This is a genomic window from Flavobacterium amniphilum, from assembly GCF_023634845.1.
GTDB classification, from domain to species: domain Bacteria; phylum Bacteroidota; class Bacteroidia; order Flavobacteriales; family Flavobacteriaceae; genus Flavobacterium; species Flavobacterium amniphilum.
Map to the genome: position 1 here is coordinate 36,903 of NZ_JAMLJL010000002.1, position 16,989 is coordinate 53,891.

The window sequence follows — 16,989 nt, forward strand, 5'->3', positions numbered from 1 at the left end:
TATATTAATCGGCATCAGGCGTGACGATTGTTGTTGAAGGTTTATGATCTTTATGTGACAGCGTAAAATTGATACCACAAAATAAGAAATGGGTATTAGTATTTTTACTGACACTAAAATCTCTTTGCCATAAATATCCTAAAGTAACCCCAAGGGAATTTGTAACCTGGTAACCTAAGCCTCCAAATAATCTGTTTCTGCTAAAAGCAGGTTTTGGTTCTTCACTGATAAAAAAGACTTCGTCATAAGCTGAGGCAAATAATGTTTTGGCTTCAATTTTTTCTTTATTTAACGGTACAATAACATTCATACGATATCTGTAACGCTCTGCATTTACATTTAAATCAGTTACAGGATCATGAAAAAATCGTTTTTCGGCTCTGACACGTTGTTCAATTTTTACTCTTGAAATATAATTGGAGTAAACATATTGTACCCATACACGAAATTCTTCTCTTGAAATTTTATGTTCAGTATAGCTTGCATAACGACCAAGTCCAATAAATGCCTGATGTGACTTATTAAAAGTATAGCCACCGCCACCTTTTATTTCGTAATAATCGATTTCTGAAAATTTAGCGATTGAACGTGCTTGTGTTTCACCATATACATACCAATTTGGGTTAAATTTATAGGTAAGTGAAAGGGTTGCAAAACCCGATAGATGCTCTTTCTGTTGTGCATTGGCCACAAGACTTATGAGAAGGGTAGTGCAAACAAGAAATAATGGAAACTTCTTTGTCATTTTAGTAGTTAGTTGTAAGAAATTAATGTTTAGTAAAAGTTGTGTGTTTGTGATATATCTATTAAATTTTTAAAAAAAGATTTAAAAAAAAGAGACTAAGATTTAGTCTCTTTTTATGAAGTGAATTATTTTAAATAAAAATTCTCAGGAAATAATATATGATTGTTGCTAAAAGCGCTGACACTGGTATTGTTAATATCCATGCCCACAATAAGTTAACGGTAACTCCCCAACGAACTGCAGATACACGTTTTGTTACACCAACACCAATGATCGATCCGGTAATCGTGTGAGTTGTTGATACAGGGATTTTAAAATGTTCAGTAATGAATAAAGTTAATGCTCCTGCAGATTCTGCAACCACACCTTCGAAAGCAGTTACTTTAGTGATTTTAGATCCCATTGTTTTTACAATTTTCCATCCACCACTTAAAGTTCCAAGTCCGATTACCGTATAACATGCTAATGGAATCCATTCCGGCATATTCGCTTTAATTCCTTTTTCTTCATTCGGAAGAACAACCTGTAACCATTCCGGCATTGATAAAACATCTACACCACTGGTATTGATATATACAGCAACAGCAGCTGCAATAATACCCATAACTTTTTGGGAATCATTACCACCGTGACCTAAACTGAATGCTGCCGATGATAATAATTGTGTTCTTTTTAAAATAGTTTCTGCTTTACCTGCTGAAAAACTACTGAATAATAAACAAATAGTTGATAATGAAAAGATAATAAATCCTACTAATAACCATTTAATATTTTCAGGTTCACCAACCACACTCCAGAAATGTGAATCAAATCTTGGCTTCTTTATTTTATCGTAACTTTTCATTACGATTGACAGGAACCAAACGGTAGCTATCATGAACGATACAGTGAAAATTTTTGGATAGATGCTCTTTTTGGCTGAATACATAAACCATAAAGAAACTAAATAAGATATTAACATTCCCACGATTGGTGCTAATGCAATGAAAGCAATAACAACCAATACACCACTGGGTAATAACTCACCTTCTTTAGTGGCTTTGAACCAGTTTACGATTGCTAATCCCGAATGCTCCGGATCAATAACTCTTCCTGAAAAACCGTGAGCTAAAGCTGCTCCTGCAAATCCTCCGATTAATGTATGTGATGATGATGAAGGAATTCCTTTCCACCATGTGAATAAATTCCAGATAATTGCTGCTATGATACCGGCAAGAATTACAACTAAATCAATATTAGCTGTACTTGCAGTTTTTGCAACTGTGTCTGCTACACCAAATCCAAATACCCAGTAAGCAAGAAAGTTGAAAAACGCTGCCCAAACAACTGCCTGGAAAGGTGTTAAAACTTTTGTTGCCACAATGGTTGCAATGGAGTTTGCTGCATCATGAAAGCCGTTAATATAGTCAAATAGTAAGGCTAGGACTATAATGATAATAAGTAATGTCATACGATGTTAACCTGAAAAAGGTATTAAGAGTGTTTAACAGAAATTTGTTCAATTACATTCGAAACGCCTTTACATCTGTCTGAAGCCATTTCAAGAGCAGATAAAACTTCTTTGTACTTAATTACTTTGATAGCATCAGTTTCATTTTCGAAGATATCAGCAACTGCTTTATCGAAAACCACATCACCTTTGCTTTCCAATTTGTTGATTTTTTTACAAATTGCTTTAATAGAACCGTGATTTTTCAAATCTTTCAATTCTTTTACCGCAGTATTAATCAATTGACAAGCCTCTAAATTGATTTCTGTTAATTTACGGATTGACTTTGTGATTTTTTCAACTTGGTACAAACGCATTCTGCTTGCTGCTCCCTGCATGTTGTCAGCAACATTGTCCATTGATTTAATTAAAGCATTGATATCTTCTCTGTCAAAGGGAGTTATGAAATTTTTACTTAACTCTAATTGAGTTTTATGCGTAATATTTTCTATTTTATTTTCTAACTCTTCAATTTTTTTGAAGTAATTTTCTCTTTCTTCTTTCGGAGCATTTACAGCCTCGTGTAAAGTTTCTGCTAAAATTACTAATGTACCACTCGCTTGTTCAAATAAAGGGAAGAATTTTGTGTCCTTTGGTACTAAAAATTGAAAGATACTGTTTAGGTTCATGTTTTTAAGTTTTAATGCTGCAAAAGTAGATAGCCTATGTTAAGAAATCATTAAGTTAATATCAAACTCCTATTAACATTTTGATAACGTTTTATTAATATTTAAAAGGGTGAGAGTTGTGTAAAGTTAGGCTAAATTAATCCTTAAACACTTATAAAACAACAAAGAGGATTGAAAATCCAATCCTCTCCGTCAATAAAAAAACAGACAGCTACTTCTGGATTTCTTTCAGTATTTTGTTAAAATCATATACGTAAAACTCTTTGGAATCGTTCATGGCAACAAAAATTCCTTTTGGAAATTTAGAGCCTAAATTTGCGGTTGTCACATCACATCCATCGGTCTCAACAGTAGTTAAATTAATCGCTTTGATGAATTTGTTTGTTACGCGGTCAAAGACGTTAAAATAGCCTCTTTGTTGATCAGAAATCAGAATGTATCCACCTTTTTCAGAAGTTCTGGCAATCGCTATTCCTTCAATATCCGTCAAGAATTTATCCTGACCGATAACCGCCAGTTCCTGATTACCTTTTGAAGGCTCTGCATAATACTTACGTACTCCAAATTCCTCATCGGAATAATATATGAATCCGTTTTCAGCATCTACTGCTATGGCTTCAATTTCTTTTTTAGCACTGAACTTTCCGAATTTTCTGACTAAAGTTGCTTTGATTTGATTGCCGGTATTTTGTAATTCATATTGATATAAATAACCTTCCTTTGGACCTTCTTTTCTTCCTACTATTACATACATTTTCTTTGAAGTAGGCGAGTGGTAAAAAGATATGCCCATCGGCTGTCTTAAATTCGGCTTGGTTTCATCAGCAAAAACTTTTATTCCGCCATTGTCCAAAGGTTTCATATCCGGTACAGAATAAATGCGGATTTGTTGTTTTTCTCTTTCTGCAAAAGCTAAGATGGCAGTACTTACCGAATCATTAATTTTAAAATCATAAGCCAAATCAACATTGTTCGGTCTTCCTAAATTACGGATGGTTTTACTTTCAATGATTTTTCCTTTTAAATCAAAGGCATATATGCCACCGTTAGTTTCTTTGTCGGTTCCGAAGATAATACTTTGCGAAGGTTTTTCAGGATTTACCCAAATGGCCGGATCATCTGTGTCATTGATCGTTTTTTGTGTAATAAAATCAGGTTTTATTTCTGTCAGTTTGACTTCTTGATTACAACTGAATAATGTTGCTGAGGCATATATATATATGATGTATTTTTTCATTTTTTGCATTCTAAATAATTAATAAAGGTCGTATTTTAATCCTAAATTGAGTGTTTTTCCATAATATTCCAATTGGGAGACTCTTGAATTTGTTCCTTGGTAATAACGTAGCGGTTGATTTGTCAGGTTATTCAGATTTAAATAAAAACTTAAGTTTTTGCTGAATGTTACATTCGCATTGAAATCAAGGAAAAATTGCTTGTCGTAATAACGGTCTTCAAAATCACGTCCGCCCAATTCGTCCAGATAAGCGTCTGAAAAGTTACCTGATAAACGTAAGTTGAATCTTTTTGTAGAGTAATTGATTGAACTGTTAAATATATTTGGTGTGGCTTGTGGTAAATCCATATCGCCTCGTACTTCACCGTCTTCATTTCTGATTCCTTTCGCTTTTGAAGTCAGATAGGTATAATTGACATATACACTGAAGTTTTTAGCAAAACCAGGTAAAAAATCCAATCGCCTCTGAAATGAAAATTCAGCACCTAAAACTGAAGCATTGTCACCATTCATAGGTTTGAAAACATCATAACCGTCTGTGTTTTCTGATTGGAACTTATAAATAAAGTCATTAATTCTTTTATAAAATAAACCTCCAGAAACAATTCCGACCGATTTGAAATAATGTTCTGCCATAAAATCAAAATTCATTGAAGTTGTTGGTGTTAAATCAGGATTTCCTAAATAAATTTCTTCCTCTTCACGGTTAATTTCTCTATACGGAACCAAATCAATATAATTGGGACGGGCCAGTGTATTCGTCCATGCAGCTCTTAAAATTGTGTTTGGAGTTGCATTGTATTTAAAATGAACACTTGGAAGGAAATTGGTATAGGAATTTTTGTCATTAAGTTTATTAGTTCCTTCAAATTCACCGTCTTCATCAAAAACAACTTGATTTCCTTTGCTGTCTATTGTAGTATTTTCGATACGGATACCTGTTAAAACACTGAAAATCTCAGAAATTTTTTGGTTTATCATCGCGTAACCGGCAAAAACATTCTCTTTTACATTGAAATTTGCTGTTATATATTCTTCGGGTTTGTCTTCTGCTTCAAAAAGTGTACTATTGTTTAAATCCAGATTACCAATGTAATTCGGGTTGGCAAAAGAACCCACCTGGTATTGACTTCCGGCTAAGAAATCTGAATCGGAATAATTTGTAGTCGGTATATCACCCAAAGTATCCATTTCACTGCCTAACGGACTGTATTCCGTGAAACTGCCATTTCTGTTTTTATCCTTCAGACGTGTTTTAATACCAAATTTTAAATTTCCGTATTGATTGCTAACAAGTGAAGCCGGGATTTGAAGGTTTACCAATAGATTAATGTCCTTTTCTTCTGTATGTTTACTTTCATCGGTTAATTCGTCAAATTCAAAATCTCTGTAATCTGCATCTGATTCATTTACAGGAGTAAACCAAGGATTTTCTGAATCATTATTATAATTAATATTGTATTCACTTTTGTAAGCTACATACCGTTCATGTTCTTTGTCTTCTGATGCAATTGCATAGGAAGCTAACCAGTCCAATTGAAGGTTATTTATTAAATGATTTCCTCCCAAACTGTAGTTTTGCATACGTTGGTCTTCCAAACGTGTATTTTTATGACGACCTCCCGAAATGCCCTGTTTGTTTTCACGTGTTGCTTTAATAGGGAATGAAAGTAAATTTCCATTTGCCCCAACTGAAAAATCACCTGAATTAATATCTTCTCCATCTAAAATTTCCTGTCCGAATGCAAATCGTTGTTCACGATCGTCACGCCAATTGTAAATGGATTTAAAGTATAATGTATTGGCGTTATCGAGCTTATAATCCAAATTTGCCGAAAAACTTCTTCGGATACGTTGGATTCTGTATTCCCTGGCTTCAACCTGTTTCACATACGGATTTACATCCACTTCTTCTAAATTATCAGGATCTCCGTTATTGTATTCAAATTCGTCCTCCCATTCGGCCTCAATATTGTCGCTTCCAAAGGCACGGTCATTGAAAGAAGTTGAGACCAACCAACCTAATTTCCCGTTTTTAGTCCGGTTTCCCAAAAGAAATGAACCGTTTAAAATTCTTTTATCCGTTATAAAACTGATACCACTTCCCAAAGTTGTCGATAAACGGAATTTTTGAGGGGAAGTTTTGGTAATTAAATTTACTGAACCTCCAAGTGCATCGGCATCCATATCCGGAGTTACGGCTTTATTAACTTCAACCGTCTGAATCATATCTGTCGGAATTAAATCCATCTGAACATTGCGATTATCACCTTCTGCAGAAGGGATACGGCTTCCGTTTAAAGTAACCGAATTCAGCTGGGGAGAAAGTCCGCGTACAATAATATTACGGGCTTCTCCCTGATCAACCTGCATGGTAATACCAGGAACGCGTTTAACCGCATCTCCAATATTGGAATCCGGGAATTTTCCAATTTGATCTGTTGAAATTATATTGGTGATATTGTCTTTGTTCTTTTGGTTATTCAATGCTTTGGCCTGACCATCATTGCGATAACCCTCGATTTCAACTTCATTTAAAATCAATTTTTCAGGATTTAACTGTATAGTTAGGTTTAAAGTTTTACTTTCTTCAATTATTACAGAAGCTTCATAATCCTGGTATCCTAAATAGGTTACTTTAAGCACATAATTTCCTTTAGGGAGTGAAATAATGGAAAAGCTTCCGTCAAAATCACTGGAAACTTCTTTCCGTAATGATTCGATCATCACTTTGGCTCCTGGCAAAGAAAAGTTATGTTCATCGATAACTTTACCTTTTAAAGAACCATTTTGGGCGACTGTTCCGTGTGTTGCAAACAGTAAAATTACCGTTACAGCCAGCCAATTTAAAATAGTTTGTTTTTTCATCTGATAAGTTTTAATTTTTTTTGGCAAAGCTATATATCATAGAGTTTTACAAAAAATAAGCATAGGCAACAAAGAAGAAACATAAAAGAAAATGTGTGTAATAATAAGGCAACATTAATATTGATTTTACATTCCAATAACTTTATAAAAAGAAATGCCTCGAAAGCTAGAGTTCCAACAGGAAATTAACTAACTCTTTCTTGGAATCAATTGGTAATTTCTTTCTGAAACGATGACGTGCGACGCGAACACTGTCCGGTGTTACTCTTAAAATAGAAGCAATTTCTTTTGAAGACATATTAAGACGCAGTAAAATTCCAAGTTTTAATTCGGTAGGTGAGAGATCTTCAATGGCTGCGGATGATAGATTCTTGATGTAATTTGGATGGATTTCTTCAAAAAATATATTGAAATCCTGCCATTCATTTTCTTGTTGAAGTGTAAAATCAATTTCACTATAAAGATCTTTAATCAAGCTTTCATGATTGATTGTTTTTCTACTGGCAATGCTTTTTAATTTAAAAGACAAATCGGCCAGGATTTTATTTTTTTGGGCAATATGAAGACTGTAATTAGACAAAGTTGCAGTTTTAAGTTCTAAATTCTTCTGCATATTTTTTTCTTCTATCCATTTTTGATTCAGTTCAGCCTGTAATTGTTGTTGTTCATAATTACGGATTTTGAGATTGGCAATTCTTTTTTTCCGGATTGACCAATAAACCAAAAGCATGATAATAATTGTTGACCCTGCCAGGATAAATAATAAAAGAAATTGTGTTTTTCCTGATTTAGCCTGTTCTTCCAATATTTTGATTTGTGATTCTTTTCGGTCAATTTCAAAATCGGTGAGTAATAGATTAATTTGGTTTTTATTCTCGTTGATGAGGGCTTTTTCTTTGAATTTTTCAGCTTCTATCCTAAATACATATGCCTTTTTATAATCTTCCTTTAGAGCATAAACTTTAGCAAAATCTTTATATGCACTTTCCTGTAAATGATTATCGTTTATTTTTTTAGCCAAATTCAAGGATTGCCCGGTTATTTGAATAGCTGTATTTAGTTCATTTTTTTTTCGGTGTATATCTGCCAAATTATTTAAAATATTAGCTTCTTCTTTTGTCTCTGTACCTTTAAAAAATGAATAAGCTTTTTGATAATATGATGAAGCCTTGTCAAATTGAAGTAAGTCTTCATAAATACTTCCGATATTTTCATAAACATTGGCGGTCTCGAACTTATGAAGTTTAGGAGACAGGTAACCAAGACTTTTGTTTTCAAATTGTAATGCTTTCAGATAATCTCCCTGTTTTTCATAATTGGCTCCCATTAAATTCAAAGCATTGGCCAGTCCGATCTTATAGTTTAACTTTTCAGAAATTATACTTGCTTCGGTTAGAAAGCTAAGCGCATTTTTGTATTGCTTCGTAGTATTATAAATACTGCCAATTTTATTATTTACGATTACATACAAAGAATCTTTTTCTTTACTCTTATAACAATTCAGAATCTGGTTGTAATACATTAATGCATTGGAATAAAATCCATTAGATTCATATATAGTACCAATTTGGATTTTGGTTAAGATATTTTTTTGGGGAGATCTATTGGGCACCTCAGTTTCAAGTTTTTCTTTAAGTCCTTTTAAATCAATTAGTTTTTGTGAAAAAGATGGTTGTATAATTAAAAGTATTGATGCTAAAATTAATCGTTTCATTCTGTGGTTGGTTTAACTTACAAAAGAGTTTCTTTACATTGAACAGAATGTTAAACAGACTTTAACTTATGGTTATTAATAGCAGAATAATTATTCTACAAATAAAATTTTAATGTTAAAAACTTTAAATAATTTAAAAAAACGTTTTCGTACTTTAGCGTCGCAAAAAAAAACACACAACTACAACAACAATAAACTTATTATGGACTTAAACTTCAATAAAAACGAAGATCACAACAAACTTTTGCTATCCGACTTAAAGCAGCGTTTTGCTAAAGTTAAGTTAGGTGGTGGTGAAAAAAGAATTCAAAAACTACATTCAGAAGGGAAAATGACTGCGCGTGAGCGTATTGATTACCTATTGGATGAAAATGAAAACGCAATCGAAATCGGAGCCTTTGTTGGAGATGGAATGTATGCTGAACACGGAGGTTGCCCAAGTGGTGGAGTAGTGGTTAAGCTAGGTTACATCAAAGGGAAACAATGCGTAGTTGTTGCTAATGATGCAACTGTAAAAGCCGGAGCGTGGTTTCCTATCACCGCAAAAAAGAATTTAAGAGCACAGGAAATTGCTATTGAAAACAGACTACCGATTATCTATTTAGTAGATTCTGCGGGTGTTTATTTGCCAATGCAGGACGAAATCTTCCCTGATAAAGAACATTTTGGCCGGATTTTCAGGAATAATGCCATTATGAGCAGCATGGGAATAACACAGATCTCTGCCGTAATGGGAAGTTGCGTAGCCGGTGGTGCTTATTTGCCTATTATGAGTGACGAAGCATTGATTGTAGATAAAACCGGAAGTATTTTCCTTGCCGGAAGTTACTTGGTCAAAGCTGCAATTGGAGAAACAATTGACAATGAAACATTAGGCGGCGCCACAACACACTGTGAAATTTCAGGAGTGACCGATTATAAAGCCAAAGATGATAAAGATGCTTTGGATACCATTAAAAATATTGTCAGCAAAATAGGCGATTATGATAAGGCTGGTTTCAACAGGATTAAACCTGAAAAACCGGCTTTGAATGAAAATGAAATTTTTGGAATTTTGCCAAAATCAAGAGCTGAACAGTACGATATGCATGAAATTATCAAACGTTTGGTTGATAATTCTGAGTTAGACGAATATAAAGCAGGTTACGGACAGTCCATTATCACTGCTTACGCACGTATCGATGGTTGGGCTGTTGGAATTGTTGCTAATCAAAGAAAAGTGGTTAAATCCAAAAAGGGAGAGATGCAGTTTGGTGGTGTAATTTATTCTGACTCAGCGGATAAAGCGACCCGTTTTATTGCCAACTGTAACCAGAAGAAAATTCCTTTGGTATTTGTTCATGATGTTACTGGTTTTATGGTGGGTTCTAAATCAGAGCATGGCGGAATTATTAAGGACGGAGCTAAAATGGTAAATGCTGTTTCTAATTCAGTTGTTCCAAAATTCACTGTAGTAGTTGGTAATTCCTATGGTGCCGGAAATTACGCCATGTGCGGAAAAGCTTATGATCCAAGATTGATTTTCGCCTGGCCAAGTGCAGAATTAGCAGTAATGGGTGGCGCTCAGGCTGCAAAAGTGTTATTACAGATTGAGGAATCATCGATGAAAGCTAGGGGAGAAGAGATTACTCCTGAAAAAGAAGAAGAATTATTCAATAAAATCAAAGCGCGTTACGACGAGCAGGTTTCTCCGTATTATGCAGCTTCCCGTTTGTGGACAGATGCAATCATTGATCCGTTGGAAACCCGTACATGGATTTCAATGGGAATCGAAGCGGCAAACCATGCGCCAATAGAGAAGCAGTTTAATTTAGGAGTTATTCAGGTTTAATTCCGTTAAATAAAACTTAAATTAATCAACAAAATAAAATCTACCATTAACTTTACGTGGTAGATTTTTTATTTTATACCTATGAAAAAATTATTACTTGCTTTGGTTGTATTAGGCAGTTTCCAATTGGCCTCAGCCCAACTTACGGTTGCAAAGGAAACGTTCACCCGAAGAGATACTTTACAGGGAGGTTTACGTCCGGAACGTACCAATTTTGATGTTCAGCGTTATGATTTGAATATTAAGATTAATCCAACCGAAAAATCGATTGTCGGATACAATGACATCGCTTTCAAAGTAGTTGAAAATACAAACAAAATCCAGATTGATTTGTTTGAGAACATGAATGTGGACAGTATTGTTTACAATAATAAAAAACTACAATTCAAAAGAGAGCTTTTGGCTACATTTATTCAATTTCCGGAAGTGTTAACTAAAGGGAGTTTACAAAAAATACGTTTTTACTATTCCGGAAATCCGGTTATTGCAAAAAGAGCGCCATGGGATGGAGGCTTTGTTTTTAGTCGGGATACAGCCGGAAAACCATGGATTGGAGTTGCTTGTCAGGGTTTTGGTGCAAGCTGCTGGTTCCCGGTTAAAGATTCCCAAAGCGATGAACCTGACAATGGAACTTCAGTTAAAGTGGCTGTCCCTAGCGGTTTGATGAATGTTTCAAACGGAAGATTCTTAGGTAGTGAAGATTTAAAAAACGGATATACAAGATGGGATTGGGAAGTTAAAAACCCGATTAATACATACGACATTACAGTAAACATTGCTGATTATGTGCATATCCATGACAACCACAAAGGACTGGATCTGGATTATTATGTACTGAGAGCCAATGAAGAAAAAGCCCGTAAACATTTTGAAGAAGTAAAACCAATGATGGACTGTTTTCAGTCAAAATTTGGAAAATACCCTTTTACCGATGATGGTTATAAATTGGTTGAAACTCCTTATTTGGGAATGGAACACCAAAGTGCTGTTGCTTATGGGAATAAATATATGCAAGGTTATATGGGTGGTGATTTATCACAAACCGGAATTGGTTTACTTTTTGATTATATCACAATACATGAAAGTGGCCACGAATGGTTTGGTAACAGTATAACCAGTAAGGATATTGCTGACATGTGGATTCACGAAGGATTTACTATGTATTCTGAAATTGTTTTTATTGAATGTCAATTCGGATATGATAAAGCAATGCAATATGCGCTTGGGTTACATGATAATGTCAGCGGTGATCGACCGATAATAGGACACTACGGTGTTAATAAAGAGGGAAGTGGTGATATGTATCCAAAAGGAGCCTTGATGTTGAACACAATGCGTCATATTATTAATGATGATGCTAAATGGTGGTCATTAATTTTGAAATATTCAGAAACTTTTAAAAGACAGATAGTTACACATGATCAAGTAGTTGATTTCTTTAATAAAGAATCAGGTTTGAACCTGACATCGGTTTTTAATCAATATTTAAAATATACCGAAATACCTAAATTGGAATTAAAGAAAGATAAAAATGGAATTGCTTACCGCTGGGTAACTAATGAAAAGAATTTTTCAATGCCGGTAGATGTGTTAATTAAAGGAAAAAAGATACGTTTAAATGCTACGAATGATTGGCAAACCTTAAATGAAAAAGTAAAAGTGGTAACAGATGTGCAGCCAATAAAAGAGAAATTTTTTATAAAATACTGATAACAAGTAGGTTATTTCTATAGTATTTAGTAACTTTAGTTAACTAATTAAAAAACTAAACTAGTATGGAAACCGTAAAAAGCTTGAACAAATGGGCAAATGCCCATACATCGTATCCTTTAGATGTTTTAAGAATTATTGTGGGTGTTTTTCTCTTCTGGAAAGGAGTTTCATTCATGACCAATACAGAATATTATAATCAGTTGGTCGAACCCATAAAAGATTTAGGAGGCGGAATGCTTATTGTTCATTATGTAATGGCAGCTCATATGGTTGGCGGTGTAATGATTGTTTTCGGACTACTTACACGTTGGTCAATTATGGCACAGCTTCCTATACTTTTAGGAGCTTTTTTGGTTAATTTTATAGGAGAAATGCATGTTGGCAATTTGATCCTTTCATTTTTATTATTGTGTGTTTGTGTTTTCTTTCTGTTTTTTGGAAGCGGAAAACATTCAGCAGACTATTATTTTAAAATGGAATCATAATAAAAAAAGGGCTGATTTATTTCAGCCCTTTTTTTATGTAATTTATAATTGAACTCGAATGAGTTCTTTTTTAGTTTAATTTTAATTTAGACTTCATTTTCAAATACACCATAGCAATACTGAAAGCATAATTTGCAGAGGTTGTAATATCTGGGGAAACAACTTTATAGGCATTGAAAATTTCCAACAAAGAATATTGCTTGTTGGTTTGATCAATAATTTTTCCATGCATTACTTCTACATCCAAGAGATCATTTTTTAGTCGGCCACTATGCAATTTATGGAGATATTCATTCAAAATTTCAATATCATAATGAATACGATGCCCAACCAATGTAGCATTCCCAATAAAATTAATCAAGGTTTCAATAGCTTGAATTTCCTCATAAATAAGATCCTTCTCATTTTGAACGGCTTCTTTGTTTAATTCAATTTCCAGACTTTTTTCAAGCAAAATTTGTCCATGATCAATAGTCACGGCACCAATGGAAATAATACGGTCCTTTGATGGATTTATACCTGTAGTTTCAAGGTATATAACCACTTTTCTGTTTGTTGTTTGTTCAAATTGAGCAATATAATTCTTCCAAAAATCAGGATAATCTTTCCCGATATTTTTTATCCAATCGAGCATGTTATGAGAATTGAGTTAATTGAAAAGTATCTTTCACGATTTCTTCTAAATCTTTCAAAACGTGTAAAGATTCTTTAAGTTTTTCCTTATCAGCTTTTGATAAATGTTCTACATCAATAAAAATGCCGGTATTATCATTTTTAAGACCTTCCAAAGTCCGTAATCTGGAAATTAATAAAAATACATCAGCAGCATTAAGGTATATTTCTGCATTATCTTTGTCCTTAATCGCTAATTCCTTATACCTTGAAAAAGTATTGTTTATTCCTTTTAATCCATGGTGGAAGGCTAATAAACGGGCAATATCAACCATTTGGTCAATTGCTTTTCCTTTAATATTAAATTTTCCATCTTCCTCTTCATTGAATTTTTTGAAGAAATTGAGTGGAGCAGGTTTATTTATTGCATCGTTCCCCAAATAATCAAAAAACAGGACTTTATTTTTAACTTCAAATATGGCATCCGTTATTTCACTCTCCATATTTTGGTCCCCATAAACAAATTCAAAATCAAAGAAGATAGAGCAGTGTTCATTTGTATATTCTCCGGGAGTGTTAATCCAGTTTTCATATTGTTTTACCCATTCGGTAAGTGATTTACACCAATGATGGTTATTCGCATTATGTCCAAACGGACAATGTTTGAAACCAACTTTTTCCAGAATTTCGTTTATTCTTTTAGTCAATTGACTGAAATAATCCTTCACATAACGAACTTGTTGAATTTCAGTATCATAATAAATCAAAAAATTATCATGATCCGTTAATAATAATTGTTCCTTACGTCCCTGGCTTCCAATACTGAAATAAGCAAATGGAACAGGAGCAGAGCCTAATTCCAAAGTTGCAATTTCTATTGCACGTCTTATGATCGCAAGTGTGATTTCTCCTGAAACGTTGAAAATATGCTGCAATGGAATATTTTTCGTTATCGCTTGCTGAATAATATCTGCAAGAGCCAAACGAACTGATTTTAATTGTTGCGGGGTTGCCGAACGTTTAATCTCCCTGATCAAAACACCAGGTGAATTGGCTTGAGCCTGAACCAAATCATTTTGAGTAATCACACCTTTCACATCTGTATGTGGTGTGCCGTCAATAGTCACACATAAATGATGTACTTTATGTGAAAGCATTACTAATTGTGCTTCTGCCAAAGAAATATTTTCAGTAACAGTAATCACAGGGTGTGTCATGATTTTGTCAACATGCGCATGAATGGCATTTCTTCCTGTGGCTACTTTCATCCTGAAATCAGCGTCTGTAACAATACCGACTAACTTTTTATCTTCAATAACAAATGCATTATCAACCAGATTATCAGTCATTAATATAGCGGCCTCACGGATGGTTTGGTCAGATGAAATAATAATTGGTTTTCTATTGTAATTTAATGATTGGAAAAATGATAAATCATTTTGAAAATCAGTTAATATTATTGAATCAGAAATTAATTTATTATTGATTTTATCAGCAGGATTATTTGAATTATGGGCAAAACTTTCAAGTAAGAAATTTAAAACATCAGAATTCTGGACAACAAAAGGTCTGAAAATATCAATAGGAATAGCATATAAAATACTTTCTTCATTTGCCTTGGCTGTCATTTGATAGTTATTTTTGGCAAAAAACGGACGTAATCCAAAAATATCGCCAACATAGCATTTGTTCAAAAGTGTTTCTTCAGCATCAGAAATTACAGTTAAATGTACAACACCGGAATGAACTACATAAAAGGCATCATGCAGATTATCATTGATTTGAAATAAATTTTTATTTTTTGGTAAATGATGAACGCGGATTTTTTTTGCTATAACTTTTAGTTCTTCAAAACTTAAAAAATTAAACGGCTTAAAATCTCTTAGAAAATTAGCTACATTTTCTGATATCGAATCCTTCATTATTACTGTATTTGTCATAGAAGGTAAAAGTAAGCACAAAATCTGTAAGAAAGAAGTGTAATTAAAATTTTTCTATTTTACATAATATAAATTATAGTTCAAAAATATAACCGATTATTAATCGGCCATACTAAACAATCTTTCCCTGAATTTTTTACCAATACTCAATTGGAGATTCTTTTTATATTCTTCGATAAGCCAGTCTCTGTAGTTTTTTGTGGAATTTGACAAACAACGGCAAAATATTTTGACTCTGTATGCGGCAGATTCTTCTAAATGTTTTGCTAATCTTTTTGCTTCGTTTAAATCATCTGAATTTTCAACACACATTAATGCATGCTGATCAATTGAATCATCAATAACTGTTTTTGGTCGTAGATTTTTTTTGATAGCCTGTTTAAAAGCTTCTTCGATATCAAATTCTTCAATTACGGAATTTTTGAATAAAGCTCTGATTTCTGCAGGCATTTCATATTTGAAGTGCATTTCAATTTCAGCATCTTCACGAAGATTTTCCAAATAATATTCCGGAGATTTAAAAATATGCTGCCAGTCTACCGGTGCGTCCCAAAGTCCAAATCTAGCTGCATTATTACCTAAATCAATAATATTGAATTCTTTCTTATTTGGCAATAAACGTGAACCACGGCCAATCATCTGAAAATACAGCGTTAAGGATTTCGTTGCTCTGTTTATGATAATGGTTTCAACTGTTGGTTCATCAAAACCAGTAGTTAAAATTCCAACCGATGTCAAAATAGCATCCGGTGTATGTTTGAACCATCTCAAAATTTCTTTTCTTTCCTCCGCAGATGTGGTGTTATCAAGATGTCTTATGGTGTAACCCGCTTCAGTAAAAGTATCCAGGACATATAATGATGTATGGATTCCATTATTGAAAATAAGCGTTTTTTTGCCTTTGGAAACTTCCTCATATGCATGAAGCAATTTACTCTGCATATCCAGTTGTGAGTATAATTCATCAGAAGATTTTACTGTGTAATCACCATTAATACCAATTTTAAGACTTTGTAAACCAACATCATAACTCATGGTGTTAGCTTTTGCCAAATAGCCGTTTTCAATCAGTTTATTAATTGGATCACCAACAATCAGTTCTTTGTAATTTTCATACATCGGTAACTTGATATTGGAGCTCAAAGGTGTTGCTGTAACCCCTAAAATAAAAGAGTTTTTGAAAAAAGAGAATAATTTGCGAAACGAATTATAATGCGCCTCATCGATGATAACCAAACCAATATCTTCGATTTCAAGTTTCTCATCATTTAAACGGTTTTTCAGGGTTTCAACCATCGCAACAAAACATGAATATTCTCCCTGATCCGGTAAATCTTTGATTTTGGAATTGATGATTTTATTTTTAACACCAAATCCGTCTAACATTTTGGAAGTCTGTTTGCAAAGCTCAATTCTGTGGGTCAGAACCATCACTTTTTTATTGTGGTATTCAAGATACCTGCGGACAATTTCAGAGAAAATTACCGTCTTCCCTCCTCCTGTTGGTAATTGATAAAGCAGATGACAGTTGGGCTCTACTTCGTCCATCCGGTCGAAAATAGCGCTGATGTCACGTTTCTGGTAGCTGTAAAGCTCTTTACGTTCTAATGGTTTGGTTTCCAAATCTGGATTAGACATCTGTTTTTATCGATTTTTGCAAAAGTACGTCTAAAAAACTGTTATCTAGTACTTTTTCGAATAAAAATTTACTTTAATTTTTTTTTAA

At 33.6% G+C, this 16,989-nt stretch carries 12 protein-coding genes; 3 read left to right on the forward strand and 9 right to left on the reverse strand.

The window, feature by feature from the left end:
- Nucleotides 1–4: 4 nt before the first annotated feature.
- The 6 genes from NAT51_RS01985 to NAT51_RS02010 all read right to left on the reverse strand — a co-directional run bounded on the left by NAT51_RS01985 (nucleotide 5) and on the right by NAT51_RS02010 (nucleotide 8,682).
- Nucleotides 5–745, reverse strand: a complete 741-nt coding sequence (locus NAT51_RS01985; RefSeq protein ID WP_250594579.1) for a DUF2490 domain-containing protein — start codon at nucleotides 743–745, stop codon at nucleotides 5–7.
- A 130-nt stretch (nucleotides 746–875) separates the two neighbouring features.
- Nucleotides 876–2,195 carry an inorganic phosphate transporter gene (locus NAT51_RS01990; protein WP_250594581.1) on the reverse strand — a complete coding sequence of 440 codons (1,320 nt, stop codon included), beginning with the start codon at nucleotides 2,193–2,195 and terminating at the stop codon, nucleotides 876–878.
- A 23-nt stretch (nucleotides 2,196–2,218) separates the two neighbouring features.
- A complete protein-coding gene (locus NAT51_RS01995; RefSeq protein WP_250594583.1) occupies nucleotides 2,219–2,863 on the reverse strand; it encodes a DUF47 domain-containing protein in 645 nt (214 codons plus the stop codon).
- A 211-nt stretch (nucleotides 2,864–3,074) separates the two neighbouring features.
- Nucleotides 3,075–4,100 (reverse strand): phytase, encoded by a 1,026-nt coding sequence (locus NAT51_RS02000; protein WP_250594585.1) that lies wholly within the window; start codon nucleotides 4,098–4,100, stop codon nucleotides 3,075–3,077.
- An 18-nt stretch (nucleotides 4,101–4,118) separates the two neighbouring features.
- Entirely contained in the window at nucleotides 4,119–6,968 is a 2,850-nt protein-coding gene (locus tag NAT51_RS02005) for a TonB-dependent receptor (protein WP_250594588.1), read from the reverse strand.
- Nucleotides 6,969–7,134: 166 nt separating this feature from the next.
- Nucleotides 7,135–8,682 carry a tetratricopeptide repeat protein gene (locus NAT51_RS02010; protein ID WP_250594590.1) on the reverse strand — a complete coding sequence of 516 codons (1,548 nt, stop codon included), beginning with the start codon at nucleotides 8,680–8,682 and terminating at the stop codon, nucleotides 7,135–7,137.
- 202 nt (nucleotides 8,683–8,884) lie between these two features.
- Between NAT51_RS02010 and NAT51_RS02015 the strand changes: the two genes are divergently transcribed.
- From NAT51_RS02015 to NAT51_RS02025, 3 genes are all read left to right on the forward strand, one after another.
- Nucleotides 8,885–10,513, forward strand: coding sequence for an acyl-CoA carboxylase subunit beta (locus NAT51_RS02015; protein ID WP_250594592.1), 1,629 nt, complete (start codon nucleotides 8,885–8,887; stop codon nucleotides 10,511–10,513).
- Between the two features lie 81 nt (nucleotides 10,514–10,594).
- Nucleotides 10,595–12,223 carry a M1 family metallopeptidase gene (locus NAT51_RS02020; protein WP_250594594.1) on the forward strand — a complete coding sequence of 543 codons (1,629 nt, stop codon included), beginning with the start codon at nucleotides 10,595–10,597 and terminating at the stop codon, nucleotides 12,221–12,223.
- A 65-nt stretch (nucleotides 12,224–12,288) separates the two neighbouring features.
- Nucleotides 12,289–12,711, forward strand: a complete 423-nt coding sequence (locus tag NAT51_RS02025) for a DoxX family protein (RefSeq protein ID WP_250594597.1) — start codon at nucleotides 12,289–12,291, stop codon at nucleotides 12,709–12,711.
- A 70-nt stretch (nucleotides 12,712–12,781) separates the two neighbouring features.
- Here the strand turns inward: NAT51_RS02025 and NAT51_RS02030 are convergent, their stop codons facing one another.
- The 3 genes from NAT51_RS02030 to NAT51_RS02040 form a co-directional block, all read right to left on the reverse strand.
- Nucleotides 12,782–13,345 carry an exonuclease domain-containing protein gene (locus tag NAT51_RS02030; RefSeq protein WP_250594599.1) on the reverse strand — a complete coding sequence of 188 codons (564 nt, stop codon included), beginning with the start codon at nucleotides 13,343–13,345 and terminating at the stop codon, nucleotides 12,782–12,784.
- A gap of 1 nt (nucleotide 13,346) precedes the next feature.
- A complete protein-coding gene (locus NAT51_RS02035) occupies nucleotides 13,347–15,263 on the reverse strand; it encodes a DUF294 nucleotidyltransferase-like domain-containing protein (protein WP_250594601.1) in 1,917 nt (638 codons plus the stop codon).
- Nucleotides 15,264–15,362: 99 nt separating this feature from the next.
- Entirely contained in the window at nucleotides 15,363–16,901 is a 1,539-nt protein-coding gene (locus NAT51_RS02040) for a DEAD/DEAH box helicase (RefSeq protein ID WP_250594603.1), read from the reverse strand.
- Nucleotides 16,902–16,989 lie beyond the last annotated feature (88 nt).

Excerpts from the sequence above, each read along its gene's own strand:
- NAT51_RS02030 (WP_250594599.1), bottom strand. The coding sequence starts at position 13,345 with ATGCTCGATTGGATAAAAAATATCGGGAAAGATTATCCTGATTTTTGG.
- NAT51_RS02035 (WP_250594601.1), bottom strand. The coding sequence starts at position 15,263 with ATGACAAATACAGTAATAATGAAGGATTCGATATCAGAAAATGTAGCT.
- NAT51_RS02020 (WP_250594594.1), top strand. The coding sequence starts at position 10,595 with ATGAAAAAATTATTACTTGCTTTGGTTGTATTAGGCAGTTTCCAATTG.
- NAT51_RS02025 (WP_250594597.1), top strand. The coding sequence starts at position 12,289 with ATGGAAACCGTAAAAAGCTTGAACAAATGGGCAAATGCCCATACATCG.
- NAT51_RS02000 (WP_250594585.1), bottom strand. The coding sequence starts at position 4,100 with ATGAAAAAATACATCATATATATATATGCCTCAGCAACATTATTCAGT.
- NAT51_RS02010 (WP_250594590.1), bottom strand. The coding sequence starts at position 8,682 with ATGAAACGATTAATTTTAGCATCAATACTTTTAATTATACAACCATCT.
- NAT51_RS02040 (WP_250594603.1), bottom strand. The coding sequence starts at position 16,901 with ATGTCTAATCCAGATTTGGAAACCAAACCATTAGAACGTAAAGAGCTT.
- NAT51_RS01990 (WP_250594581.1), bottom strand. The coding sequence starts at position 2,195 with ATGACATTACTTATTATCATTATAGTCCTAGCCTTACTATTTGACTAT.
- NAT51_RS01985 (WP_250594579.1), bottom strand. The coding sequence starts at position 745 with ATGACAAAGAAGTTTCCATTATTTCTTGTTTGCACTACCCTTCTCATA.
- NAT51_RS02005 (WP_250594588.1), bottom strand. The coding sequence starts at position 6,968 with ATGAAAAAACAAACTATTTTAAATTGGCTGGCTGTAACGGTAATTTTA.
- NAT51_RS01995 (WP_250594583.1), bottom strand. The coding sequence starts at position 2,863 with ATGAACCTAAACAGTATCTTTCAATTTTTAGTACCAAAGGACACAAAA.
- NAT51_RS02015 (WP_250594592.1), top strand. The coding sequence starts at position 8,885 with ATGGACTTAAACTTCAATAAAAACGAAGATCACAACAAACTTTTGCTA.